At 66.6% G+C, this 25,682-nt stretch carries 26 protein-coding genes and 1 tRNA gene; 26 read left to right on the top strand and 1 reads right to left on the bottom strand.

Translation table 11 applies throughout. The features are described 5' to 3' along the window. From AC27VN_RS05865 to AC27VN_RS05750, 24 genes are all read left to right on the top strand, one after another. Positions 1 to 478: DMT family transporter (locus AC27VN_RS05865; protein WP_490875957.1), on the top strand; the 478-nt coding region annotated here is incomplete at its 5' end. Between the two features lie 90 nt (positions 479 to 568). After that, positions 569 to 835 carry a 30S ribosomal protein S15 gene (gene rpsO / locus AC27VN_RS05860; protein ID WP_007837783.1) on the top strand — a complete coding sequence of 89 codons (267 nt, stop codon included), beginning with the start codon at positions 569 to 571 and terminating at the stop codon, positions 833 to 835. 206 nt (positions 836 to 1,041) lie between these two features. Beyond that, complete coding sequence (gene pnp, locus AC27VN_RS05855) at positions 1,042 to 3,387, top strand: polyribonucleotide nucleotidyltransferase (protein ID WP_490875956.1); 2,346 nt, start codon at positions 1,042 to 1,044, stop codon at positions 3,385 to 3,387. A 96-nt stretch (positions 3,388 to 3,483) separates the two neighbouring features. Further along, on the top strand, positions 3,484 to 4,482 hold the full coding sequence (locus tag AC27VN_RS05850; protein WP_490875955.1) for an NAD(P)H-quinone oxidoreductase: 999 nt from the start codon (positions 3,484 to 3,486) through the stop codon (positions 4,480 to 4,482). Between the two features lie 13 nt (positions 4,483 to 4,495). Beyond that, positions 4,496 to 5,257: a triose-phosphate isomerase gene (gene tpiA / locus AC27VN_RS05845; protein WP_490875954.1), complete on the top strand. Its 762-nt coding sequence runs from the start codon at positions 4,496 to 4,498 to the stop codon at positions 5,255 to 5,257. A 37-nt stretch (positions 5,258 to 5,294) separates the two neighbouring features. Next, positions 5,295 to 5,699 carry a preprotein translocase subunit SecG gene (gene secG / locus AC27VN_RS05840; protein WP_057592163.1) on the top strand — a complete coding sequence of 135 codons (405 nt, stop codon included), beginning with the start codon at positions 5,295 to 5,297 and terminating at the stop codon, positions 5,697 to 5,699. Between the two features lie 116 nt (positions 5,700 to 5,815). Then, positions 5,816 to 5,900, top strand: a tRNA-Leu gene (locus AC27VN_RS05835). A gap of 63 nt (positions 5,901 to 5,963) precedes the next feature. After that, positions 5,964 to 6,323, top strand: coding sequence for an NADH-quinone oxidoreductase subunit A (locus tag AC27VN_RS05830; protein ID WP_012748607.1), 360 nt, complete (start codon positions 5,964 to 5,966; stop codon positions 6,321 to 6,323). A 12-nt stretch (positions 6,324 to 6,335) separates the two neighbouring features. Next, a complete protein-coding gene (locus AC27VN_RS05825) occupies positions 6,336 to 6,815 on the top strand; it encodes a NuoB/complex I 20 kDa subunit family protein (protein ID WP_057592164.1) in 480 nt (159 codons plus the stop codon). Positions 6,816 to 6,827: 12 nt separating this feature from the next. Beyond that, positions 6,828 to 7,439 (top strand): NADH-quinone oxidoreductase subunit C, encoded by a 612-nt coding sequence (locus tag AC27VN_RS05820; protein ID WP_093339376.1) that lies wholly within the window; start codon positions 6,828 to 6,830, stop codon positions 7,437 to 7,439. A 1-nt stretch (position 7,440) separates the two neighbouring features. Beyond that, positions 7,441 to 8,694 carry an NADH-quinone oxidoreductase subunit D gene (locus AC27VN_RS05815; RefSeq protein WP_093339373.1) on the top strand — a complete coding sequence of 418 codons (1,254 nt, stop codon included), beginning with the start codon at positions 7,441 to 7,443 and terminating at the stop codon, positions 8,692 to 8,694. 10 nt (positions 8,695 to 8,704) lie between these two features. Beyond that, entirely contained in the window at positions 8,705 to 9,244 is a 540-nt protein-coding gene (locus tag AC27VN_RS05810) for an NADH-quinone oxidoreductase subunit NuoE family protein (RefSeq protein ID WP_398500736.1), read from the top strand. Further along, entirely contained in the window at positions 9,244 to 10,584 is a 1,341-nt protein-coding gene (gene nuoF, locus AC27VN_RS05805) for an NADH-quinone oxidoreductase subunit NuoF (protein WP_203201910.1), read from the top strand. The genes AC27VN_RS05810 and nuoF overlap by 1 nt, the downstream gene beginning before the upstream one ends. A 15-nt stretch (positions 10,585 to 10,599) precedes the next feature. Next, positions 10,600 to 12,777 carry an NADH-quinone oxidoreductase subunit NuoG gene (nuoG, locus tag AC27VN_RS05800; RefSeq protein WP_490875953.1) on the top strand — a complete coding sequence of 726 codons (2,178 nt, stop codon included), beginning with the start codon at positions 10,600 to 10,602 and terminating at the stop codon, positions 12,775 to 12,777. Then, positions 12,774 to 13,850: an NADH-quinone oxidoreductase subunit NuoH gene (gene nuoH / locus AC27VN_RS05795; RefSeq protein ID WP_208513594.1), complete on the top strand. Its 1,077-nt coding sequence runs from the start codon at positions 12,774 to 12,776 to the stop codon at positions 13,848 to 13,850. The genes nuoG and nuoH overlap by 4 nt, the downstream gene beginning before the upstream one ends. Positions 13,851 to 13,867: 17 nt before the next feature. Next, entirely contained in the window at positions 13,868 to 14,386 is a 519-nt protein-coding gene (gene nuoI / locus AC27VN_RS05790; RefSeq protein ID WP_208513593.1) for an NADH-quinone oxidoreductase subunit NuoI, read from the top strand. 34 nt (positions 14,387 to 14,420) lie between these two features. Next, complete coding sequence (locus tag AC27VN_RS05785) at positions 14,421 to 15,080, top strand: NADH-quinone oxidoreductase subunit J (protein ID WP_093339360.1); 660 nt, start codon at positions 14,421 to 14,423, stop codon at positions 15,078 to 15,080. Continuing rightward, on the top strand, positions 15,077 to 15,385 hold the full coding sequence (nuoK, locus tag AC27VN_RS05780) for an NADH-quinone oxidoreductase subunit NuoK (RefSeq protein ID WP_093339357.1): 309 nt from the start codon (positions 15,077 to 15,079) through the stop codon (positions 15,383 to 15,385). The genes AC27VN_RS05785 and nuoK overlap by 4 nt, the downstream gene beginning before the upstream one ends. An 18-nt stretch (positions 15,386 to 15,403) precedes the next feature. Continuing rightward, a complete protein-coding gene (gene nuoL / locus AC27VN_RS05775) occupies positions 15,404 to 17,443 on the top strand; it encodes an NADH-quinone oxidoreductase subunit L (protein WP_093339355.1) in 2,040 nt (679 codons plus the stop codon). A gap of 27 nt (positions 17,444 to 17,470) precedes the next feature. Beyond that, positions 17,471 to 18,949: an NADH-quinone oxidoreductase subunit M gene (locus AC27VN_RS05770; RefSeq protein ID WP_093339352.1), complete on the top strand. Its 1,479-nt coding sequence runs from the start codon at positions 17,471 to 17,473 to the stop codon at positions 18,947 to 18,949. Between the two features lie 24 nt (positions 18,950 to 18,973). After that, positions 18,974 to 20,461 (top strand): NADH-quinone oxidoreductase subunit NuoN, encoded by a 1,488-nt coding sequence (nuoN, locus tag AC27VN_RS05765; protein WP_093339349.1) that lies wholly within the window; start codon positions 18,974 to 18,976, stop codon positions 20,459 to 20,461. Between the two features lie 27 nt (positions 20,462 to 20,488). After that, complete coding sequence (locus AC27VN_RS05760; RefSeq protein ID WP_093339347.1) at positions 20,489 to 20,791, top strand: DUF2818 family protein; 303 nt, start codon at positions 20,489 to 20,491, stop codon at positions 20,789 to 20,791. 31 nt (positions 20,792 to 20,822) lie between these two features. Further along, positions 20,823 to 21,422 (top strand): NUDIX domain-containing protein, encoded by a 600-nt coding sequence (locus AC27VN_RS05755; RefSeq protein ID WP_490875952.1) that lies wholly within the window; start codon positions 20,823 to 20,825, stop codon positions 21,420 to 21,422. 8 nt (positions 21,423 to 21,430) lie between these two features. Then, on the top strand, positions 21,431 to 21,895 hold the full coding sequence (locus AC27VN_RS05750) for a DUF1178 family protein (protein ID WP_093339342.1): 465 nt from the start codon (positions 21,431 to 21,433) through the stop codon (positions 21,893 to 21,895). Between the two features lie 50 nt (positions 21,896 to 21,945). Here AC27VN_RS05750 and AC27VN_RS05745 read toward each other — a convergent pair whose 3' ends face one another. After that, positions 21,946 to 23,733 (bottom strand): ABC transporter transmembrane domain-containing protein, encoded by a 1,788-nt coding sequence (locus tag AC27VN_RS05745; protein ID WP_093339340.1) that lies wholly within the window; start codon positions 23,731 to 23,733, stop codon positions 21,946 to 21,948. 82 nt (positions 23,734 to 23,815) lie between these two features. Here AC27VN_RS05745 and AC27VN_RS05740 point away from each other — a divergent pair, with 82 nt between their 5' ends. Together AC27VN_RS05740 and AC27VN_RS05735 are read left to right on the top strand one after the other, a co-directional pair. Next, complete coding sequence (locus AC27VN_RS05740; protein WP_093339337.1) at positions 23,816 to 24,352, top strand: MarR family winged helix-turn-helix transcriptional regulator; 537 nt, start codon at positions 23,816 to 23,818, stop codon at positions 24,350 to 24,352. Further along, on the top strand, positions 24,345 to 25,682 hold a 1,338-nt coding region (locus AC27VN_RS05735; RefSeq protein WP_490875951.1), incomplete at its 3' end, for an efflux transporter outer membrane subunit. The genes AC27VN_RS05740 and AC27VN_RS05735, both read left to right, overlap by 8 nt.

The raw sequence follows: 25,682 nt of genomic DNA, 5'->3' as shown, positions 1-25,682 counted from the left end.
CGGCGCGCGCACGCCGGCCGCGCTGCTCGGCAACCTGCTGGTGCTGGGCGCGGTGGCCTTCGAATCGCTGTTCATCCTGCTCAACAAGCGGCTGCGCGTGCCGCTGCCGCCACTCGCGCAGTCGAGCGCGATGACCGCGCTGGGGCTGCTGCTGTCGCTGTTGCCCGCGCTGCTGGAGCGTGCCTGGCTGCAGCCCGTGCCGGCCGAGGCGCTGGCCGGTGTGGCCTACTACGCGCTGGTGCCGACGGTGGCGGGCTTCCTGCTCTGGTACGCGGGCGCGGCCCGGCTCAGTGGCGCCGAGGCGGCGCTGTTCACGGCGCTGATGCCGGTGTCGGCGCTGGCCCTCGCGGCCTGGTGGCTCGGCGAACCGGTGGGCTGGCCCCAGATCGCCGGCGCGGCCTGCGTGCTGGGGGCGGTGGCGCTGGTCTCGCTCGACGGGCGGCACCGGGAAGGGGCGTCCAGGACGGCCGATGTATAATCCCAAGGCTTTGCATGCCGCAAGGCGCACGGTGAGCGCAGTTCCAGCACCCACCGCAAGTCAAACACCACCGGAACAAAGGAAAAACCAATGATCGCAGCCTCCATCAAGGCCGAAGTCGTCAAGGACAACGCCCGCGCCGCCAACGACACCGGCAGCCCCGAAGTGCAAGTCGCACTGCTGACCGCCCGCATCAACGAGCTCACCCCCCACTTCAAGACGCACGCCAAGGACCACCACGGCCGTCGCGGCCTGCTGCGCATGGTGAGCCGCCGTCGCAAGCTGCTCGACTACCTGAAGTCCAAGGACGCCGACCGTTACACCGCGCTGATCGCCAAGCTGGGCCTGCGCAAGTAAGCCGAATCGCATGAAAAAACGCCTGGGTTAGTCCGCTAGCTCAGGCGTTTTTTACTTCGCGAACCACTTTCGGGGTGCCCTACAGAGCGAAGCTGTGTCATTCCAGGGAAGTTCGAATCGAGCTTCGCTGGAATGGCATCGTGTTCTGAAAAAGCCCTCCGAGCCGTGCGGATCTTCGATGATCTGCTACTAAAACAGGAGCAAACATGAGCCTCTTCAACAAAGTCACCAAGTCCTTCCAATGGGGCGACAAGACCGTCGTCATGGAAACGGGCGAAATCGCCCGCCAGGCCACGGGCGCCGTGCTGGTCGATATCGACGGCACCGTCGTGCTGGCCACCGTGGTCGCTTCGAAGACCGCCAAGCCGGGCCAGGACTTCTTCCCGCTGACCGTCGACTACATCGAGAAGACCTATGCCGCCGGCAAGATCCCCGGCAGCTTCTTCAAGCGCGAAGCCAAGCCCAGCGAACACGAAACCCTGACCAGCCGCCTGATCGACCGCCCGATCCGCCCGCTGTTCCCCGAGGGCTTCCTCAACGAAGTGCACGTGGTGATCCACACCGTGTCGCTGAACCCCGAAGTCGACGCCGACATCGCCGCGATGATCGCCGTGAGCGCCGCCCTGTCGGTCTCGGGCATTCCGTTCGACGGCCCGATCGGCGCCGCGCGCGTGGGCTACATCAATGGCCAGTACGTGCTGAACCCGGGCCAGACCGCGCGCAAGGATTCGCAGATGGACCTCGTCGTGGCCGGCACCGAAGCCGCCGTGCTGATGGTCGAGTCCGAAGCCCAGCAGCTGGCCGAGGACATCATGCTCGGCGCCGTGGTCTTCGGCCACGAGCAGGGCAAGCTGGCGATCAACGCCATCCACGAACTGGTGCGCGAAGCCGGCAAGCCGTTGTGGCTCAAGGAAGGCACCTGGGTGCCCGAAGCCAAGGACGAGGACTTCATCGCCAAGGTCAACGGCCTGGCCGAAGAGAAGCTGCGCGCCGTCTACCAGATCCGCAGCAAGCAGGCCCGCACCCAGGCCCTGCGCGAAGCCAATGCCAGCGTCTTCGAGGCCCTGAAGGCCGAAGGCGCCGCCTTCGACGCGGGCAAGGTCAGCGACCTGCTGTTCGCGATCGAAGCGCGCATCGTGCGCAGCCAGATCCTGCAAGGCGAGCCGCGCATCGACGGCCGCGACACGCGCACCGTGCGCCCGATCGAGATCCGCAACTCGGTGCTGCCGCGCACCCACGGCTCGGCGCTGTTCACACGCGGCGAGACCCAGGCGCTGGTCGTGACCACGCTGGGCACCGAACGCGACGCGCAGCGCATCGACGCGCTGGCCGGCGAGTTCGAGGACCGCTTCCTGTTCCACTACAACATGCCTCCCTTCGCCACCGGTGAAGTGGGCCGCATGGGCTCGACCAAGCGTCGCGAAGTCGGCCACGGCCGCCTCGCCAAGCGCGCGCTCGTCGCCGTGCTGCCGAACAAGGAAGAGTTCCCCTACACCGTGCGTGTGGTGTCGGAGATCACCGAGTCGAACGGCTCCTCGTCGATGGCTTCGGTCTGCGGCGGCTGCCTCTCGATGATGGACGCCGGCGTGCCGATGAAGGCCCACGTGGCCGGCATCGCCATGGGCCTGATCAAGGAAGACAACCGCTTCGCGGTGCTGACCGACATCCTGGGCGACGAGGACCACCTCGGCGACATGGACTTCAAGGTGGCCGGCACGACCAACGGCATCACCGCCCTGCAGATGGACATCAAGATCCAGGGCATCACCAAGGAAATCATGCAGGTCGCGCTGGCGCAGGCCAAGGAAGCGCGCATGCACATCCTGGGCAAGATGCAGGAAGCGATGGGCGAGGCCAAGGCCGACGTGTCGCAGTTCGCACCGCGCCTGACCACGCTGAAGATCAACCCCGAGAAGATCCGCGACGTGATCGGCAAGGGCGGCGCGGTCATCCGCGGCCTGCAGGAAGAAACCGGCACGCAGATCAACATCGACGAAGACGGCACCATCACCATCGCGTCGACCGATCCGGCCAAGGCCGAAGAGGCCAAGAAGCGCATCGAGCAGATCACGGCCGAGGTCGAGATCGGCAAGATCTACGAAGGCCCGGTCACCAAGATCCTGGACTTCGGCGCGCTGATCAACCTGCTGCCCGGCAAGGACGGCCTGCTGCACATCAGCCAGATCGCGCACGAACGCGTCGAGAAGGTGACCGACTACCTGAGCGAAGGCCAGATCGTGAAGGTCAAGGTCCTCGAGACCGACGACAAGGGTCGCGTCAAGCTGTCGATGAAGGCACTGACCGAGCGTCCGGCCGGCATGGAATACAGCGAGCGCCCGCCGCGCGAAGACCGTGGTGACCGTGGCGGCGAGCGCCGTGACCGTGGCGACCGCGGCGACCGTGGTGGTGATCGCGGCGATCGCGGTGACCGCGGCGGCGACCGTGGTGAACGCGCTCCGCGCTTCAACAACGACCAGCAGCAGCCGCGCAACGAGCAGGCTCCGGCCGGCGAGTCGCAGCAGCCGCAGGCTCCGCGCGAGTCGCAGGAGTAAGAAGGCCATGGCGGCCGCGGCATGCGCCGCGCGCCGCCTTTGCCTTTCCGATTGCTGAATGCGCCCGTCGCACGGGCGGCTGGAGGCCAGGAGACCATGAAAGCCATTGAAATCGCTTCGTACGGCGCCCCCGAGGTGCTGCGCGTCACGGATCGTCCCGATCCGGTCGCCGGCGCGGGCGAGCTGCTGATCCGCGTGTCGGCCAGCGGTGTCAACCGCCCCGACGTGCTGCAGCGCATGGGCCACTATCCGGTGCCGCCCGGCGCTTCCGACCTGCCGGGCCTTGAAGTGGCCGGCGAGATCGTGTCGGGCGATGCCGCGGCATTGGCCGAGGCGGGCTTCGCGATCGGCGACCGCGTCTGCGCGTTGATCGCCGGCGGTGGCTACGCGCAGCTGTGCGTGGCGCCCGTGGCGCAGTGCCTGCCGGTGCCCAAGGGCTGGAGCGACGTCGAGGCGGCTTCGCTGCCCGAGACCTTCTTCACCGTCTGGAGCAACGTGTTCGAGCGCGGCCGTCTGCAGCAGGGCGAAACCCTGCTGATCCAGGGCGGCTCGAGCGGCATCGGCGTCACGGCGATCCAGATCGCCAAGGCGCTGGGCGCGACCGTGATCGTCACGGCCGGCAGCGACGACAAGTGCGAGGCCTGCCTGAAACTCGGCGCCGATCACGCGATCAACTACCGCACGGCCGATTTCGTCGAAGTGGCGAAGTCGCTGACCGGCGGCAAGGGCGTGGACGTCATCCTCGACATGGTCGCGGGCGACTACGTGGCGCGCGAGGTCGAGTGCCTGGCCGAGGACGGCCGGCTGGTGATCATCGCGGTGCAGGGTGGCGTCAAGAGCCAGATCAACGCGGGTCTGGTGCTGCGCAAGCGGCTCACGATCACGGGGTCGACGCTGCGTCCGCGGCCGGTGGCATTCAAGGGCGCGATCGCCAAGGCACTGCGCGAGAAGGTGTGGCCGCTGCTCGAGAGCGGCGCGGTCAAGCCGGTGATCCACAGCACCTTCGCGGCGACCGGCGAGCCCAGCGGCGCGGCGCAGGCGCACGCGTTGATGGAATCGAACCAGCACATCGGCAAGATCGTGCTGACCTGGTGACGAGACGAGCACGATGGCGACCCACAAGAAACTGATCGCAGGGAACTGGAAGATGAATGGCAGCCTGGCTGCCAACGAGGCGCTGGTGACGGCGCTGCGGCAGGGGCTCGCGGCGAATGCGCCCGCGTGCGACATCGCGCTGTGCGTCCCCGCGCCGTATTTCGCGCAACTGCAGTCGCTGCTGGCGGGTTCGCCGATGGCGCTGGGCGCGCAGGACATTTCCGCGCAGGCGCAGGGCGCCTTCACGGGCGAGCAGTCGGCGGCGATGCTGAAGGACTTCGGTGTGCGCTATGCCATCGTCGGCCATTCGGAGCGCCGCCAGTACCACGGCGAGACCGACGACGCCGTGGCCGCGAAGACCGCGGCCGCGCTGGCCAACGGCATCACGCCGATCGTCTGCGTCGGCGAGACGCTGGCGCAACGCGAAGCGGGCCAGACCGAGGAAGTGGTGAAGCGCCAGCTGGCGGCGGTCATCCACGTGAACGGCCACTGCATCAGCGAGATCGTGGTCGCCTACGAGCCCGTGTGGGCCATCGGCACCGGCAAGACGGCCACGCCCGAGCAGGCGCAGGCGGTGCACGCCGTGCTGCGTGCGCAACTGCACCATGCCGCGAGCGAGCACGCGGCCGGCATCAAGATCCTCTACGGCGGCAGCATGAATGCCGCCAACGCGGCCGAACTGTTGGCGCAAGCCGACATCGACGGCGGCCTGATCGGCGGCGCTTCCCTGAAGGCCCCCGACTTTTTGCAGATCATTTCCGCCGCCGCCCGCTGAAGCGGGCAGGGCAGGCATCAATTAGGAGTAAGAACGAATGAACGTGGTCCTCAACCTTCTGGTCGGCGTGCAGATGCTGTCGGCGCTGGTGATGATCGGGCTGATCCTGATCCAGCACGGCAAGGGCGCCGACATGGGCGCGGCCTTCGGCAGCGGCAGCGCCGGCAGCCTGTTCGGCGCCAGCGGCAGCGCGAACTTCCTCTCGCGCACCACGGCCGTGCTGGCCGCGGTGTTCTTCGCCTGCACGCTGCTGCTGGCCTACTTCAGCCATGCACGTCCCACGGGCGGCGGCAGCCTGCTGGAGCGCGCTGCCATCGGCGTGCCGGCCACGCCGGCTTCGGGCGCGGCAGGCCAGATTCCCTCGGGCCAGTCGGGCGCGGCACCTGCTGCGGCACCCGCGAGCGCGCCTGCGGCTGGCGCGGGACAGATTCCCAGCAAGTAACTCTGATGTTTTCAGAGTGACCCGTAAGAAATGGCTTCATTTCAGGGTAAACTCTAAAGCTGTTCGGAAAGCCAAACCTCTTCGTAGGAACCTCATGCCATCCGAACAGAAAAACCGCGGTCGTGGTGAAATTGGTAGACACGCTATCTTGAGGGGGTAGTGGCGAAAGCTGTGCGAGTTCGAGTCTCGCCGACCGCACCAAATCTCACCGACAGGACGCCTCATGAAGGTGCTTCTGTCGGTGGCAAGCGGTGAAAGCTCCCGATGAACCTCGATTCCTACCTTCCCGTCCTTTTGTTCATTCTGGTCGGGGTCGGCGTAGGCGTCGCTCCACAGGTCATCGGATACATCCTCGGCCCCAATCGGCCTGACGCAGCCAAGAACGCACCTTACGAGTGCGGCTTCGAGGCCTTCGAGGATGCGCGCATGAAGTTCGACGTGCGCTATTACCTGGTTGCCATTCTCTTCATCCTGTTCGATCTGGAGATTGCCTTTCTCTTCCCATGGGCCATTGCGCTCAAGGAGATCGGTGCTGTCGGCTTCTGGGCCATGATGATCTTTCTCGCCATCCTCGTCGTGGGCTTCGCCTACGAGTGGAAAAAAGGCGCGCTCGACTGGGAATAAGGAAGCTACACGATGGCCATTGAAGGTGTTCTCAAGGAAGGCTTCGTCACGACCACCTACGACTCGGTGGTGAACTGGGCGAAGACCGGATCTCTGTGGCCGATGACGTTCGGTCTGGCCTGCTGTGCGGTCGAAATGATGCACGCCGGCGCAGCCCGCTACGACATCGACCGTTTCGGCATGCTGTTCCGCCCGAGCCCGCGTCAGTCCGATCTGATGATCGTGGCCGGCACGCTGTGCAACAAGATGGCACCGGCGCTGCGCAAGGTCTACGATCAGATGCCCGAGCCGCGCTGGGTGCTCTCGATGGGCTCGTGCGCCAACGGCGGGGGCTACTACCACTACAGCTACTCGGTGGTGCGTGGTTGCGACCGGATCGTTCCGGTCGACGTCTACGTGCCCGGCTGCCCGCCCACCGCCGAAGCGCTGCTCTACGGGATCATCCAGCTGCAGCAGAAGATCCGCCGCACCAACACCATCGCGCGTGCCTGAGGAATTGCCGAGATGACCGACTTTGCAATTTCTCCGGAGGCGCTGCAGGCGACTCTGGTGCAGACCCTGGGCGACAAGGCCAGGAGCGTGACCGTCGCGCTCGGCGAAGTGACCGTGGTGGTGAGTGCCGCGAACTACATCGATGCGGCGCTGCTGCTGCGCGATGCGCCGGGTTGCCGCTTCGAGCAGCTGATCGACCTCTGCGGCATGGACTATTCCGACTACCGCGAAGGCGAGTGGGAAGGCGAGCGCTACGGCGTCGTGTCTCACCTGCTGTCGGTGAGCCTCAACCAGCGCGTGCGCCTGCGGGTGTTCGCGCCCAGCGAGGACCTGCCGGTGGTCGATTCGCTGCAGCCCGTGTGGAACGCGGCGACCTGGTTCGAGCGCGAAGCCTTCGACCTCTACGGCATCGTGTTCGAGGGTCACGACGACCTGCGCCGCATCCTGACCGACTACGGCTTCATCGGCCATCCGTTCCGCAAGGACTTCCCGGTGTCGGGTCACGTCGAGATGCGCTACGACGAAGAACAGAAGCGCGTGGTCTACCAGCCGGTATCGATCGAGCCGCGCGAGATCACGCCGCGCGTGATCCGCGAAGACAACTACGGCGGCGGACTCCACTGACATGGCCGAAATCAAGAACTACACCCTCAACTTCGGTCCCCAGCATCCGGCCGCGCACGGCGTGCTGCGCCTGGTGCTCGAGCTCGACGGCGAAGTGATCCAGCGCGCCGATCCGCACATCGGCCTGCTGCACCGCGCGACCGAGAAGCTTGCCGAATCGCGCACCTTCATCCAGTCGCTGCCCTACATGGACCGCCTCGACTACGTGTCGATGATGTCTAACGAGCATGCCTACTGCCTCGCCATCGAGAAGATGATGGGCCTCGAGGTGCCGATCCGCGCGCAGTACATCCGCGTCATGTTCGCCGAGATCACCCGGCTGCTGAACCACCTGCTGTGGCTCGGCGCGCACGGCCTCGATTGCGGTGCGATGAACATGCTCATCTACTGCTTCCGCGAACGCGAAGACCTGTTCGACATGTACGAAGCGGTGTCGGGCGCGCGCATGCACGCGGCCTACTTCCGTCCGGGTGGCGTGTACCGCGACCTGCCGGACGTGATGCCGCAGTACAAGGTCAGCAAGATCAAGAATGCGAAGGCGATCGAGAAGCTCAACGAGAACCGCCAGGGCTCGCTGCTCGACTTCGTCGACGATTTCTGCAAGCGCTTCCCGAAGATGGTCGACGAGTACGAGACGCTGCTCACCGACAACCGCATCTGGAAGCAGCGCACCGTGGGCATCGGCGTGGTCACGCCGGAGCGCGCGCTGAACCTCGGCTTCACCGGCCCGATGCTGCGTGGCTCGGGCGTCGAATGGGATCTGCGCAAGAAGCAGCCCTACGACGTCTACGACCGGATGCAGTTCGACATTCCGCTCGGCAAGACGGGCGACTGCTACGACCGCTACCTGGTGCGCGTCGAGGAGATGCGCCAGGCCAACAAGATCATCCAGCAGTGCTCGGCCTGGCTGCGCGCCAACCCCGGCCCGGTGATCACCGACAACCACAAGGTCGCCGCGCCCGCGCGCGAATCGATGAAGGCGAACATGGAGGAGCTGATCCACCATTTCAAGCTCTTCACCGAAGGCTTCCACGTGCCCGAAGGCGAGGCCTATGCCGCCGTCGAGCATCCGAAGGGCGAGTTCGGCATCTATCTCGTGAGCGACGGCGCCAACAAGCCGTACCGCCTGAAGATCCGCGCCCCTGGCTTCCCGCACCTCGCTGCCCTCGACGAAATGTCGCGCGGTCACATGATCGCCGACGCTGTCGCGGTGATCGGCACGATGGACATCGTGTTCGGCGAAATCGACAGGTGAGAAAGAGCGAATGACTTCCTCTACCCATGACACTCACGCGGCGCCTTCGGCGCCGCTGAAGCCTGCGACCCTCGAACGCTTCGCGCGCGAGGTGGCCAAGTACCCCGAGGCCGGCAAGCAGTCGGCCGTGATGGCCTGCCTGGCGATCGTGCAGCAGGACGAGGGCTTCGTGAGCACCCAGCGCGAGCGCGAGATTGCCGAGTACCTCGGCATGGCGCCGATCGCGGTGCACGAGGTCACGACCTTCTACAACATGTACAACCAGCATCCGGTGGGCAAGTACAAGCTCAACGTCTGCACCAACCTGCCGTGCCAGCTGCGCGATGGCGTCACGGCCCTCGTGCATCTCGAGAAGAAGCTCGGCATCAAGATGGGCGAGACCACGGCCGATGGCCTGTTCACGCTGCAGCAGAGCGAATGCCTGGGCGCCTGCGCCGATTCGCCGGTGATGCTGGTCAACGACCGCACGATGTGCAGCTTCATGAGCAACGACAAGCTCGATCAGCTCGTCGATGGCCTGCGCAGTGCAACCCCCGGGGAGGCTTCGTGATGACGCCCGATCAGGTTCTTTCGCAGTTCCGCGCCACCGGCGTGCAGACCTGCTTCCATGACCGCCACATCGGCGCGCAGATCTATGCCGGCCTCGACGGCACCAACTGGCACCTCGCCGACTACGAGGCGCGCGGCGGCTACCAGGCGCTGCGCAAGATCCTCACCGAGGGCCTGACGCCCGACCAGGTGATCGCCGAGGTCAAGGCCTCGGGCCTGCGCGGCCGCGGCGGCGCGGGTTTCCCGACCGGCCTGAAGTGGAGCTTCATGCCGCGCCAGTTCCCGGGCCAGAAGTACCTGGTCTGCAACTCGGACGAAGGCGAGCCGGGCACCTGCAAGGACCGCGACATCCTGCAGTTCAACCCGCACATCGTGATCGAAGGCATGGCCATCGCCGCTTACGCGATGGGCATCAGCGTGGGCTACAACTACATCCACGGCGAGATCTTCCAGAGCTACGACCGCTTCGAGGAAGCCCTCGAGGAGGCACGCGCCGCCGGTTATCTCGGCGACAAGATCATGGGCAGCACGTACAACTTCCAGTTGCACGCCGCCCACGGCTTCGGCGCCTACATCTGCGGCGAGGAAACCGCGCTGCTCGAATCGCTCGAAGGCAAGAAGGGCCAGCCGCGCTTCAAGCCGCCGTTCCCGGCCAGCTTCGGCCTGTACGGCAAGCCGACCACCATCAACAACACCGAGACCTTCGCGGCGGTGCCCTGGATCATCCGCAACGGCGGCCCGGCCTACCTCGAGTGCGGCAAGCCGAACAACGGCGGCACCAAGATCTACTCGGTCAGCGGCGACGTCGAACTGCCGGGCAACTACGAAGTGCCGATGGGCACGCCGTTCTCCAAGCTGCTCGAACTGGCCGGCGGCGTGCGCAAGGGCCGCACGCTCAAGGCCGTGATCCCCGGCGGCTCGTCGGCACCGGTGCTGCCGGCCGACATCATGATGCAGTGCACGATGGACTACGACTCCATCTCGAAGGCCGGCTCCATGCTGGGTTCGGGCGCGGTGATCGTGATGGACGACAGCCGCTCGATGGTCGAGTCGCTCAAGCGCCTCTCGTACTTCTACATGCACGAATCCTGCGGCCAGTGCACGCCGTGCCGCGAAGGCACGGGCTGGCTCTACCGCGTGGTCGACCGCATCCACAACGGCCAGGGCAAGCCCAGCGACCTGCAGTTGCTGGACTCCGTCGCCGGCGACATCATGGGCCGCACCATCTGCGCCCTCGGCGACGCGGCGGCCATGCCGGTGCGCGCCATGATCAAGCACTTCCGCCACGAGTTCGAAGCCTTGATCCCGGGCTACGTCCCGAAGGCAACGGTCCAGGCCTGAGCGCGAGAAAGACATATGGTTGAAATCGAACTCGACGGCAAGAAGGTCGAAGTGGCCGAAGGCAGCATGGTCATGCATGCTGCCGACAAGGCCGGCACCTACATTCCGCACTTCTGCTATCACAAGAAGCTCAGCATCGCTGCCAACTGCCGCATGTGCCTGGTCGACGTCGAAAAGGCGCCCAAGCCGATGCCGGCTTGCGCCACGCCCGTCACGCAGGGAATGATCGTCCGCACCAAGAGCGAGAAGGCGATCAAGGCCCAGCAGTCGGTCATGGAGTTCCTGCTGATCAACCACCCGCTGGACTGCCCGATCTGCGACCAGGGCGGCGAGTGCCAGCTGCAGGACCTGGCCGTGGGCTACGGCGGTTCCTCCTCGCGCTACGAGGAAGAAAAGCGCGTCGTGTTCCACAAGGACGTGGGCCCGCTGATCAGCATGGAAGAGATGAGCCGCTGCATCCACTGCACGCGCTGCGTCCGCTTCGGCCAGGAAGTGGCCGGCGTGATGGAGCTCGGCATGTCGCACCGCGGCGAGCACTCCGAGATCGAGACCTTCCTCGGCGACTCGGTCGACTCCGAACTCTCGGGCAACATGATCGACATCTGCCCGGTCGGCGCGCTCACGAGCAAGCCGTTCCGCTACAGCGCCCGCACCTGGGAACTGTCGCGCCGCAAGTCGGTGAGCCCGCACGACTCCACCGGCGCCAACCTGATCGTCCAGGTCAAGAACAACCGCGTGATGCGCGTGGTGCCGCTCGAGAACGAAGACGTCAACGAATGCTGGATCGCCGACCGCGACCGCTTCTCGTACGAAGCGCTCAACGGGACCGAGCGCTTGACGCAGCCCATGCTCAAGCAGGGCGGCCAATGGCAGCAGGTCGACTGGCAGACCGCGCTCGAGTACGTGGCCAACGGCCTCAAGCAGATCAAGGCCGACCATGGCGCGCAGAGCATCGGCACGCTGGTCAGCCCGCACAGCACGCTCGAGGAGCTGCAGCTCGCCGCACTGCTCACGCGTGAGCTCGGCAGCGACAACATCGACTACCGCCTGCGCAACGCCGAATTCACGGCCTTCGAAGGCATCCGCTGGCTCGGCACCTCGATCGCCTCGCTGACGCAACTGCAACGCGCCTTCGTCGTCGGCTCGAACCTGCGCAAGGACCACCCGCTGTTCGCGCAGCGCATCCGCCAGGCCGTGCGTAAGGGCGCCGCGCTCAGCGTGCTGACCTCGAAGAAACTGATGGCCGACGCCGAAGCCTGGGCCATCCAGCCCGCGCAGGCCGCCATCGTCGATGCCGGCCAATGGATCGAAGTGCTGGCCGCCATCGCGACCGTGGTGGGCCAGTCCACCGGCGCCGCCGCGCCGCTGGCACCCGCCAACGAGCCCGACGCCACCGCGCAGGCCATCGCCGCGTCGCTGCTGAGCGGCGAGCGCAAGGCCATCCTGCTGGGCAACGCCGCCGCGCACCATGCGCAGGCCGGCAGCCTGCTCGCGCTGGCCAACTGGATCGGCGCGCAGACCGGCGCCAGCGTCGGCTACCTGACCGAAGCCGCCAACACCGTGGGCGCGCAACTCGTGGGCGCGTTCCCGAAGAGCGGCGGCCTCCACGCCGGCCAGATGCTCGCCGCCGGCTCCGGCCTCAAGGCCGTGCTGCTGCTGAACACCGAGCCGGTGTTCGACTCGGCCGCCGGTGCCGCCGCGGCCGACACCATCGGCAATGCGCAGATGGTGGTCACGCTGAGCCCGTTCAAGGCCAACCTCGAATTCAGCGACGTGCTGCTGCCGATCGCACCGTTCACCGAAACGCCCGGCAGCTTCGTCAATGCCGAAGGCCGCCTGCAGAGCTTCCACGCCGTGGTGAAGCCGCAGGGCGAAGCCCGTCCGGCCTGGAAGGTGCTGCGCGTGCTCGCCAACCTGCTGGGCCTGCAAGGCTTCTCGTTCGAGTCCACCGCCGACGTGCTGCGCACGGTGGGCGACAGCGGCGCGCTGCCGGCCGATGCGCTGCGCAACGCCACGAGCGCTGCCGCCGTGGCCGCCAACCGTGCGCCCGCGCCCGTGGTCGCGAGCATCTACCAGCTCGATTCGATCGTGCGCCGCGCGCCGTCGCTGCAACTGACCGCCGACGCACGCAACGCGGGCCACGGCATCGGTGCCGCGCCCGCCAGCGTGCAGGCCGAGGAGGTGTCGGCATGATCGACGCCATTCACGGCTTCGGCCAGGGTCTCGTCGCCGCCGGCTGGTGGACCGGCGTGGTCTGGCCCGTCATCTGGACGCTGATCAAGATCATCGTCGTGGTCATCCCGCTGATGCTGGCGGTGGCCTACCTCACGCTGTGGGAACGCAAGGCCATCGGCTTCACGCAGATCCGCGTGGGCCCGAACCGCATCGGGCCGCTGGGCCTGCTGCAGCCGATCGCCGACGCGCTCAAGCTGATGACCAAGGAAATCATCGTTCCGACGGTCGCCAACAAGGGCTTGTTCCTGCTCGGCCCGATCATGACCATCATGCCGGCGCTCGCGGCCTGGGCCGTGATTCCCTTCGGTCCCGACGTCGCGCTCGCCAACATCAACGCCGGCCTGCTGTTCGTGATGGCCATCACCTCGCTCGAGGTCTATGGCGTGATCATCGCGGGCTGGGCCTCGAACTCGAAGTACGCCTTCCTGGGCGCGCTGCGCGCCTCGGCCCAGATGGTGAGCTACGAAATCGCGATGGGCTTCTGCTTCGTCGTGGTGCTGATGGTCACCGGCAGCCTGAACATGAGCGAGATCGTGAACGTGCAGGGCAAGGGCATGTTCGCCAACCTCGGCGTCGGCTTCCTGTCGTGGAACTGGCTGCCGCTGCTGCCGATCTTCGTCGTCTACTTCATCTCGGGCCTGGCCGAGACCAATCGCCACCCCTTCGACGTGGTGGAAGGCGAATCGGAAATCGTCGCGGGCCACATGATCGAGTACTCGGGCATGAGCTTCGCGATGTTCTTCCTGGCCGAGTACGCGAACATGTGGCTGGTCTCGATCCTGACCGTCGTGCTGTTCCTCGGCGGCTGGCTGCCCCCGTTCGAGTTCCTGAGCTTCATCCCGGGCTGGATCTGGCTCGGCGCGAAGACCTTCTGCGTGGTCACCATGTTCCTGTGGGTGCGTTCGACGTTCCCGCGCTTCCGCTATGACCAGATCATGCGTCTGGGCTGGAAGATCTTCATTCCCGTCACCCTCGTGTGGCTGGTCGTGGTCGGTGGCTGGATGCAGACGCCGTTCAACATCTGGAAATAACTGGAAGCGCCAACACCATGTCTGCGCACACCGCAACCCCGTCCGCGCCGTTCTCGCTCAAGGACTTCCTCGGCAGCTTCATGCTGTTCGAGCTGTTCAAGGGCCTGGCCATCACGGGCAAGTACGCCTTCAGCCGCAAGATCACGGTGCAGTTCCCCGAAGAGAAGACGCCGCTGTCGCCGCGCTTCCGCGGCCTGCATGCGCTGCGCCGCTACGAGAACGGCGAGGAACGCTGCATCGCCTGCAAGCTCTGCGAGGCCGTGTGCCCGGCGCTCGCGATCACCATCGAATCCGATGTGCGCGACGACGGCTCGCGCCGCACCACGCGCTACGACATCGACCTGACCAAGTGCATCTTCTGCGGCTTCTGCGAAGAGAGCTGCCCGGTCGACTCGATCGTGGAAACCCACATCTTCGAATACCACGGCGAAAAGCGCGGCGACCTGTACTTCACCAAGGACATGCTGCTGGCCGTGGGCGACCGTTACGAAAAAGAAATCGCGGCGAACAAGGCGGCTGACGCCAAGTACCGCTGACCCGGCCTGGCCTGAACCCTACGAATTCGAACTCATGGACGTCAAGACCGGTCTGTTCTATCTGTTTGCCGCGGTGCTGCTGTTCGCATCGTTCCGCGTCATCACCGCCCGCAACCCCGTGTACGCGGCGCTGTACCTCGTGCTGGCCTTCTTCCAGGCTTCGGCCATCTGGCTGCTGCTGCGCGCCGAATTCCTCGCGATCTCGCTCGTGCTGGTCTACGTGGGCGCGGTGATGGTGCTGTTCCTGTTCGTCGTGATGATGCTCGACATCAACGTCGACAGCCTGCGGCAGGGCTTCTGGAAGCACTTCCCGCTGGCCGCGGCCGTCGGCGCGCTCATCGCGCTCGAGATGGCGGCCGTGCTGATGGGCGGCTTCCGCCTCGGCGAGGCACCGCGCGCGGTGGCGGCGGCCAACAGCTCCAACACGCTCGAGCTGGGCAAGCTGCTGTATTCCGAATACCTCTATCCGCTGGAAATCGCGGCCGTCATCCTGCTGGTGGCCATCATCGCCGCCATCGCGCTGACCCTGCGCACCCGCAAGGACAGCAAGTACGTCGACCCGGCCGACCAGGTGCGCGTGAAGGCGCGCGACCGCGTGCGCGTGGTGCAGATGCCGGTCACCCGCGCGGCGGAGCCCGTGGTGGAAGCCCCGGCCGAAGCGGCCGCGACGGCAGCAAAGGAGAACAAGGCATGACGCTCACCCTCGGACACTTCCTCTCGCTGGGCGCGATGCTGTTCGCGCTGTCGGTGATCGGCATCTTCCTGAACCGCAAGAACCTGATCGTGCTGCTGATGGCCATCGAGCTGATGCTGCTCGCGGTCAACATGAACTTCGTCGCCTTCTCGCACTTCCTGGGCGACATGCACGGACAGATCTTCGTGTTCTTCATCCTGACGGTGGCCGCGGCCGAGTCGGCCATCGGCCTCGCGCTGCTGGTGCTGCTGTTCCGCAACAAGTCGAGCATCAACGTCGACGAACTCAACTCGCTCAAGGGCTGATCCAAGGCTGACACCAGAATGAGCGCAACCCTTTCTGCATCCACGCTGCTGGCCGTTCCGATGGCCCCCCTGGTCGGGGCGGTCCTGGCCGGCATCTTCGGCACCAAGTTCGGCGGCAACCACATCGGCCGCAAGATCACGCATTCGCTGACCATCCTCGGCGTGTTCGTGGCCTTCGTCATCTCGGCGCTGACGCTCAAGTCGGTCATCGTCGACGGCGCCCGCTTCAACCAGACCCTCTACGAATGGATGGTCGTCGGCGGCCTGAAGATGGAAGTCGGCTTCATGGTCGACGGCCTCACCGCGATGATGATGTGCGTCGTGACCTTCGTGTCGCTGATGGTCCACATCTACACCATCGGCTACATGGAAGAGGACGAGGGCTACAACCGCTTCTTCTCGTACATCTCGCTGTTCACCTTCTCCATGCTGATGCTCGTCATGAGCAACAACATGCTGCAGCTGTTCTTCGGCTGGGAAGCGGTGGGCCTGGTGTCGTACCTGCTGATCGGCTTCTGGTTCAACAAGCCGACCGCGATCTTCGCCAACATGAAGGCCTTCCTGGTCAACCGCGTGGGCGACTTCGGCTTCATCCTCGGCATCGGCCTGATCGCGGCCTACGCCGGCACGCTCAACTACACCGAAGCTTTCGCCAAGGCCGGCACGCTCGGCGGCATCACCTTCCCGGGCACCGACTGGATGCTGATCACCGTGATCTGCATCTGCCTGTTCATCGGCGCGATGGGCAAGAGCGCGCAGTTCCCGCTGCACGTGTGGCTGCCCGACTCGATGGAAGGCCCGACCCCGATCTCGGCGCTGATCCACGCGGCGACCATGGTGACGGCCGGCATCTTCATGGTGGCGCGCATGTCGCCGCTGTTCGAACTGAGCGACACGGCCCTGAGCTTCATCCTAGTGATCGGCGCCATCACCGCGCTGTTCATGGGCTTCCTCGGCATCATCCAGAACGACATCAAGCGCGTGGTGGCGTACTCCACGCTGTCGCAGCTGGGCTACATGACCGTGGCGCTCGGTGCCTCGGCCTACTCGGTCGCGGTGTTCCACCTGATGACCCACGCTTTCTTCAAGGCGCTGCTGTTCCTCGGTGCCGGCTCGGTGATCATCGGCATGCACCACAACCAGGACATCCGCTGGATGGGCGGCGTGCGCAAGTACATGCCGATCACCTGGATCACCTCGCTGCTGGGTTCGCTGGCACTGATCGGCACGCCGCTGTTCTCGGGCTTCTACTCGAAGGACAGCATCATCGAGGCGGTGAAGGAAAGCCACCTGTGGGGCGCGAACTTCGCCTACTACGCGGTGCTGATCGGCGTGTTCGTCACGGCCTTCTATTCGTTCCGCATGTACTTCCTGGTCTTCCACGGCAAGGAACGCTACGACCAGAACCCCGATGCGCACCACGACGACCATCACGCGCACGACGACCACGGCCATGGCCACGGTCACGACGACCACAAGCCGCACGAATCGCCCTGGGTGGTGTGGCTGCCGCTGGTGCTGCTCGCGATCCCCTCGGTGGTCATCGGCTACCTGACGATCCACCCGATGCTCTACGGCGAATTCTTCAAGGACGCGATCTTCGTCGACGCCACGAAGCACCACGCCATGAAGGAGCTCGAAGAGGCCTTCCACGGTGCCGGCGCGATGGCCATCCACGGCCTGCAGACCATGCCGTTCTGGCTCGCGCTCGCGGGCGTGGCACTGTCCTACTACATGTACATGGTCAATCCGGCGCTGCCGGCCGCGATCAAGCGCGCCTTCGGCCCCGTGTACCGCCTGCTCGAGAACAAGTACTACCTCGACTGGATCAACGAGAACATCATCGCGCGCGGTGCCCGCGCCCTGGGCATGGGCCTGTGGAAGGGCGGCGATCAGGCACTGATCGACGGCGCGGTCGTCAATGGCTCGTGGAAGCTGGTGGGCCGCATCTCTGGCGTGGTCCGCTGGCTGCAGTCGGGCTACATCTACCACTACGCCTTCGCGATGCTGCTCGGGATCTTCGTCCTGATGACGTACTTCGTCTGGTTCAAACGCTAAGCCGCAAAGCGCTGGAGTAAAAGAAAAATGGGTTTGTTGAGCCTTGCCATCTGGGTGCCGATCGCATTCGGTGCCGTGCTGCTGGCGTTCGGTCGCGACGAGCACGCCAAGGGCGTGCGCTGGGTGGCGCTCGTCGGGTCGATCGTGAGCTTCCTGGTCACGCTGCCGCTGATCTCGCGGTTCCAGAACGGCAGCGCCGCGATGCAGTTCGTGGAGAAGGCGCCCTGGATCGAGCGCTTCAACATCAACTACAACCTGGGCGTCGACGGCCTGTCGGTGTGGTTCGTGCTGCTGACCGCCTTCATCACCATCATCGTGGTGATCTCGGCCTGGGAAGTGATCACCGAGCGCGTCAACCAGTACATGGGCGCGTTCCTGATCCTGTCCGGCCTGATGATCGGCGTGTTCTCGGCCATCGACGGCCTGCTGTTCTACGTCTTCTTCGAAGCCACGCTGATCCCGATGTACCTGATCATCGGCATCTGGGGCGGCCCGAACAAGATCTACGCGGCCTTCAAGTTCTTCCTCTACACGCTGCTCGGCTCGCTGTTGATGCTGGTGGCGCTGATCTACCTGTACAACACCTCGGGCGGCAGCTTCGACATCCTGACCTGGCACAAGCTGCCGCTGAGCGGCCACGCCCAGACGCTGCTGTTCTTCGCCTTCTTCGCGGCCTTCGCGGTCAAGGTGCCGATGTGGCCGGTCCACACCTGGCTGCCCGACGTGCACGTCGAGGCACCGACCGGCGGTTCCGCCGTGCTGGCCGCGATCATGCTGAAGCTCGGCGCCTACGGCTTCCTGCGCTTCTCGATGCCGATCGCGCCCGATGCCGCGCACGAATGGGCCTGGCTCATGATCGCGCTGTCGCTGATCGCCGTGATCTACGTCGGCCTGGTCGCGATGGTGCAGCAGGACATGAAGAAGCTCGTGGCCTATTCGTCGGTCGCCCACATGGGCTTCGTGACGCTCGGCTTCTTCATCTTCAACGAGCTCGGCGTGTCCGGCGGCATCGTGCAGATGATCGCCCACGGCTTCGTGTCGGGCGCTATGTTCCTCGGCATCGGCGTGCTCTACGACCGCGTGCATTCGCGCCAGATCGCCGACTACGGCGGCGTGGTCAACACCATGCCCAAGTTCGCCGCCTTCATGCTGCTGTTCGCGATGGCCAACTGCGGCCTGCCGGGCACCGCCGGTTTCGTCGGCGAGTGGATGGTGATCCTGGGCGCGGTCAAGGCCAACTTCTGGATCGGCCTGGCCTCGGCCACCGCGCTGATCTTCGGCGCCGCCTACACGCTGTGGATGTACAAGCGCGTCTACCTCGGCCCGGTCGGCAACGACCACGTGAAGGAACTCAGCGACATCAATGCGCGCGAGTTCGTGATGCTGGCGCTGCTGGCGATCGCGGTGCTGTGGATGGGCCTGTTCCCCAAGCCCTTCACCGACGTGATGGACGCCTCCGTGACCCAGCTGCTGCGTCATGTCGCGGTGTCGAAGATCCCCTCCTGATGGCTGGCTGAAGAAGAGAACGAGATGATTGACAAACTCAGCTGGGTCACGATCTACCCTGAAATCGTGTTGCTGGTCATGGCCTGCATCATCGCGCTGGTCGACCTGTCGGACACCAGCGCGCGCCGCACCCGCACCTACGTCCTGACCCTGATCACGCTGGCCGTGGTGGCCGCGATGACGGGCATGGCCGCGAGCGGTGGCAAGACCATCTACGGCTTCGGCAACATGGTCGTGAGCGACCCGATGGGCAACTGGCTCAAGTGCTTCGCCTCGCTGGCGCTGATGGTCACGCTGGTCTATGGCCGTCCCTACGCGGCCGACCGCGACATGCTGCGCGGCGGCGAGATGTTCACGCTGGGCATGTTCGCGCTGCTGGGCATGTTCGTGATGATGTCGGGCAGCAACTTCCTGCTGATCTACCTGGGCCTCGAACTGCTGACGCTCTCGAGCTACGCGCTGGTGGCGCTGCGCCGCGACAACGCGGTCGCCAGTGAAGCCGCCATGAAGTACTTCGTGCTCGGCGCCATGGCCAGCGGCTTCCTGCTCTACGGCCTGTCGATGATGTACGGCGCCACCGGTTCGCTCGACGTGAACGAGGTGTTCAAGGCCATCGCGAGCGGCAAGGTCAACCACCAGGTGCTGGTGTTCGGCCTGGTGTTCATCGTGGCCGGTCTGGCGTTCAAGGTCGGTGCCGCCCCGTTCCACATGTGGGTGCCCGACGTCTACCAGGGCGCGCCCACGGCGATCACGCTGATGATCGGCGCCGCGCCCGAGCTCGCGGCCTTCGCGATCATCATCCGCCTGCTGGTCGAAGGCCTGCTGCCGCTGGCGATCGACTGGCAGCAGATGCTCGCGCTGCTGGCCATCGCCTCGCTGCTGGTCGGCAACCTGGCCGCCATCGCGCAGACCAATCTCAAGCGCATGCTGGCCTACTCGACCATCTCGCAGATGGGCTTCGTGCTGCTCGGCCTGGTGGCCGGCGTGGTCAACGGCAACACCTACAACGCCCAGTTCGCCTACAGCGCCTCGATGTTCTACATCGTGACCTACGTGCTCACGACGCTGGCGAGCTTCGGCACCATCCTGCTCTTGGCGCGCGAAGGCTTCGAGAGCGAGGAGATCACCGACCTGGCCGGCCTCAACCAGCGCAGCCCGCTGTATGCCGGCGTGATGGCGATCACCATGTTCTCGCTCGCGGGCATTCCGCCGCTGGTCGGCTTCTACGCCAAGCTGGCGGTGCTGCAGGCGCTGATCGCATCGGGCCAGGCCCTCTACATCGGTCTGGCCGTGTTCGCGGTGCTGATGTCGCTGGTGGGCGCCTTCTACTACCTGCGCGTGGTCAAGGTCATGTACTTCGACGCACCGGTCACGGCCAGCACCGTGTCGGCCCCGCGCGACGTGCGCACCGTGCTGACGATCAACGGCGCGCTGATCCTGATCCTCGGCATCGTGCCGGGCGGCCTGATGACGCTGTGCGCCAAGGCCATCGTCGCCACGCTGGCGAACTGACGCGCCGCGCGCCAGGGCCCGCACAAGGTGTCGCAGACGGCTTCGGTCTGGGTGGTGTTGCTGCTGGCCCTGCTGGCGGCCAACCTGCCGTTCCTCAACGACCGGCTGTTCGGCGCCGTGGCGATCGGCGTGCGCAAGACGCTGGCCATGCGCTTCGGCGAGCTGGTGGTGCTGTACTTCCTGGCCGGCGGCATCGGCCTGCTGTTCGAACGCAGGGCAGGGCAGATCGCCACGCAGGGCTGGGAGTTCTATGCGGTGACCGGCGCGCTGTTCATCGTGCTGGCCTTCCCGGGCTTCACCTGGCGCTACCTGATGAAGCACCGGCACTGAGCGCGCCACCCACCCGACCATGGAGCGGACCATGACATCCAGCATCCCCGCAGACGCGCACCTGCGCGAAGAGCTCACCTCGCGCGAATCGCTCGCCAAGGGCAACTTCCTCGAAGTCCGCCGCGACACCGTGAAGCTGCCCGATGGCCACAGCGCCACGCGCGAGTACGTCGTGCATCCGGGCGCGGTGGTGGTGATCCCGCTGCTCGACGACGGCCGCGTGGTGCTCGAGCGCCAGTTCCGCTACCCGGTGGGCCAGGTGATGATCGAGTTTCCCGCGGGCAAGCTCGACGCGGGCGAGGATCCGCTGGTCTGCGGCCAGCGCGAGCTGCTCGAGGAAACCGGCTACCGCGCGCGCGAATGGGCGCGTGCTGGCGCGATGCACCTGGCGGTGGGCTATTCGACCGAGATCATCCACATCTACTTCGCGCGCGGCCTCTCGCTCGGCGAGCGCCAGCTCGACCACGGCGAGTTCCTCGACGTGTTCACCGCCACGCCCGACGAACTGCTGGGCTGGTGCCGCGACGGCTCGGTCACCGACGCCAAGACCCTGGCCTGCGCGCTGTGGCTGCAGAACACGGGCTCGGGCGCATGGGCCCTCGACTGGCAGGGCGACTCGGCCCGGGGATAATCGCGCGCATGAAGGTCCTCGATCTCCAATGCGCGCACGGCCACGGCTTCGAAGGCTGGTTCGGGTCCAATGAGGACTTCGAGAGCCAGCTCGCGCGCGGACTGGTCGAGTGCCCGGTCTGCGCCGACACCGCGATCGTCAAGCTGCTGAGCGCGCCGCGCCTGAACCTCGGCAACGCGAAGGCGCCCGAGGCCGAGCGCTCGAACCCGGCGGCCGCATCGGCGCCCGCCCACCTGCCGGCCGAGATGTCGCCCGAGGCGCGCTGGATGCGTGCCGTGCGCGAGGTGCTGGCCAAGACCGAGGACGTCGGCGACCGCTTCGCCGACGAGGCCCGCCGCATGCACTATGGCGAGACCAAGGAGCGCGGCATCCGCGGCCAGGCCACGCCCGAGCAGACCGAGGCGCTGCTCGACGAGGGGATCGCGGTGATGCCGCTGCCGATCCCGGCGGGGCTCAAGGAAACCCTGCAATAAAAAAGGAGAGCCTCTGCTCTCCTTTTTGCTTTCCGGGATCCGGGTCGCTATCAACTCGTGAACTGCAGCGCCGCCAGCCGCGCATAGACGCCGCCCTGCGCCACCAGCGCCGCATGCGTGCCCTGCTCGACAATGCCGCCATGGTCGAGCACCACGATGCGGTCGGCCTTCTGCACGGTGGCCAGCCGGTGCGCGATCACCACCGTCGTGCGGCCTTCCATCGCCGATTCGAGCGCGGCCTGCACCATGCGTTCGCTCTCCGCGTCGAGCGCGCTCGTGGCCTCGTCGAGCAGCAGCAGCGGCGGGTTCTTGAGCATCGCGCGCGCGATCGCGATGCGCTGGCGCTGGCCGCCCGACAGGCGTACGCCGCGTTCGCCGAGGAAGGTGTCGTAGCCCTGCGGCAGCGCCTGCAGGAAGTCGTGCGCGAAGGCGGCGCGGGCGGCGGCATGCACCTCCTCGACGCTGGCCTCTGGCCGACCGTACCGGATGTTCTCGAGCGCGCTGGCCGAGAAGATCACCGCGTCCTGCGGCACCAGGCCGATGCGCGTGCGCAGGTCGTGCAGCGCCAGCGAGGCCAGCGGCGCGTCGTCGAGCAACAGCTGGCCCGACTGCGGGTCGTAGTAGCGCAGCAGCAGCTGGAACACGGTGCTCTTGCCGGCGCCGCTCGAGCCGACCAGCGCCACCGTCTCGCCCGGTGTCACGGCCAGCGAGAAGTCGCGCAGCGCCGGCGTGCCGGGCCGCGAGGGGTAGTGGAAGGTGATCCTGTCGAACACGATCGCGCTGCCCGCGGCGGGCACGGGCGAGCGCACCGGCGCGGCGGGCGAGACGATGGCCGCGGGCGCATGCAGCAGTTCCATCAGGCGCTCGGTGGCGCCGGCGGCGCGCAGCAGGTCGCCGTAGACCTCGCCGAGCACCGCGGTGGCGCTCGCGAGGATCGCCACGTAGACCACGGTCTGGCCCAGGTGGCCGGCCGTGATGTCGCCGCGCAGCACCGCCTGCGTGCCCTGGTACAGGCCCCACAGCAGCGCCGCCGAGGTCGCGATGATGATGAAGGCGACCAGCACCGAGCGCGCCTTGGTGCGGCGCACGGCGGTGCGGAACGCGCTCTCGGTCGAGCCCTCGAAGCGGCCGGCCTCGCGGTCCTCGGCCGTGTAGCTCTGCACCACGGGGATCGCGTTCAGCACCTCGGCCGCGATCGCGCTCGAGTCGGCCACCCGGTCCTGGCTGGCGCGCGACAGCCGGCGCACGCGGCGGCCGAACCACATGCTCGGCAGCACCACCACCACCAGCAGGCCAAGCACCTGCACCATCACGTAGGGATTGGTCCAGATCAGCATCGCGAGCGCGCCCACGCCCATCACCGCGTTGCGCAGGCCCATGCTCAGCGAGGAGCCGACCACCGTCTGCACCAGCGTCGTGTCGGCCGTCAGGCGCGACAGCACCTCGCCGGTCTGGGTGGTCTCGAAGAACACCGGGCTCTGGCGCAGCACCCGGCTGTAGACCGCGTTGCGCAGGTCGGCCGTGACGCGCTCGCCGAGCCAGCTCACCGTGTAGAAGCGCGCCGCCGAGAACAGCCCGAGCGCGACCGCCACCGCGAACAGGGCGCCGAAATGCTCGCGCAGCGCCATCGTCTGGGCGCCCTTGTCGGGGTTGACCAGGCCGCCGTCGATCAGGCTGCGCAGGGCCAGGGGGAACACCAGCGTCGTGACCGCCGCCATGACCAGGAAGACGGCGGCCAGCGTGATCTGCACACGGTAGGGACGAAGAAAAGGGCCCAGTCCCGACAGCGATCGGGGCGAGCCCTTGGCCGTGGAGGCCGGCGAGGGGGAGGATGCCATGGGCCGCGATTCTAGCGAGAGAACCTTTGCCTTCACAAAGGTCGCCTTGACAATAATTGCCATGGCAGCTAATATTCGGGCCATGAACGATGCCACTGCTCCCGATGACGCTCCGGTTGCACCGGACGAGGTGCGTCGTGCGCCCGATTTCTACCGGGCGGAGTCGTATTCGACCGAGGAAAGCATCGGCTACCTGATGCGCCGGATCGTCACGACGGTGGCGCAGTCGGTGGAAACCCGCATGTGCGAGCCCGGCAGCCCGACCTATCCGCAGTGGGTGCCGCTCTACAAGCTGCACATCGGCGCGGCCACCACGGTGGCCGAACTGGCGCGCGCCTGCGAGCTCGACACCGGCGCCATGACGCGCCTGCTCGACCGGCTCGAGGCCAAGGGCCTGTGCCGGCGCGTGCGTTCGCTCGAAGACCGGCGCGTGGTCAACATCGAGCTCACCGACGAAGGCCGCGCGGCCGCCAAGGAAGTGCCCCACGTCCTGAGCCGCGTGCAGAACGAATTGCTGGCGGACTTCACCGCCGATGAATGGGGGCAGCTCAAGTCCTACTTGCGCCGCATCCTCGACAACGCACAGGCCCTCGCGGCCCGTGGAGGAAAAAATGACTGATTCATTCGCCGTGCGTGCCCTGCGCCGCACCCCCGTCGTCGCCGCCGCGCTGCTGGTGGTCGCGCTGGCCGGCTGTGCCGACATGGCCGGCATCGGCGGCCATGCCAAGCTGCGCGATGCCGGCTCGCTGGGCATCGCCTCGGCCGACAGGGCCGCCGCTCCCGCCCTCGACAGCCAATGGTGGCTGGCCTTCGGCGACGCGCAGCTCAACGGCCTGGTCGACCGGGCCGTGGCCGGCAACCCCAACCTGCAGGTCGCGCAGGCCCGCCTCGCGCGCGCGCAGGCCAATGCCGGCGTTGCGGGCGCGGCACTCAAGCCCCAGGTCGGGCTCGACTTCGACGCCACGCGCCAGAAGTTCAACACCAACTACATCTACCCGGAGCCGCTGGGCGGCTCGATCCAGAACGTCGGCCTGCTGCAGCTCGGCGCGAGCTGGGAGCTCGACTTCTTCGGCAAGAACCGCACCGCGCTCGACGCCGCGATCGGCGCCGCCAATGCGGCCGCGGCCGATGCCGACGCGGCCCGCGTGCTGCTCGCGAGCAACGTGGCGCGCAGCTACTTCCAGTGGGCGCGCCTCAACGACCAGCTCGCGGTGGCGCAGCGCACCCTGGCGCAGCGCGACGAAACCCTGAAGCTGGTGCGCGACCGCGTCTCGGCCGGCCTCGACACCCGGCTCGAACTGCGCCAGAGCGAAGGCGGCCTGCCCGAGGCGCGCCAGCAGATCGAGGCGCTCAACGAGCAGGTCGCGATCGCCAAGCATGCGCTCGACGCGCTCGTGGGCCAGCCCGGCGCGAGCGACGCGCTCAAGCCGCCGCTGATCGACGGCGTCAAGCCGATCGGCCTGCAAGCCTCCATTCCGGCCGACCTGCTGGGCCGCCGTGCCGACATCGCGGCCGCGCGCTGGCGCGTCGAGGCGGCCACCAGCGACGTGGCCAATGCCAAGACCCTGTTCTATCCCAACGTCAACCTCTCGGCCTTCGTCGGCTTCCAGAGCCTGGGCTTCGGCAAGCTGCTGAAGTCGGGCAGCGAGCAATGGGGCGTGGGCCCGGCGATCCACCTGCCGATCTTCGAGGGCGGCCAGCTGCGCGCCAACCTGCGCGGCAAGTCGGCCGACCTCGATGCCGCGGTCGAGAGCTACAACGCCACCGTGATCGACGCCGTGCGCGACGCGGCCGACCAGGTCACCAGCATCCAGTCGATCGCGCGCCAGCAGGCCGAACAGCGCGCCGCGCAGACGGCCGCCGAGGGCGCCTACGACATCGCCGTGCAGCGCTACCGCGCGGGCCTCGGCAACTACCTCAACGTGCTGACCGCCGAGACCTCGGTGCTG

It is taken from the genome of Variovorax sp. 20P10.2.4, assembly GCF_058244205.1.
This window is presented reverse-complemented; position numbering and strand designations above follow the sequence as displayed.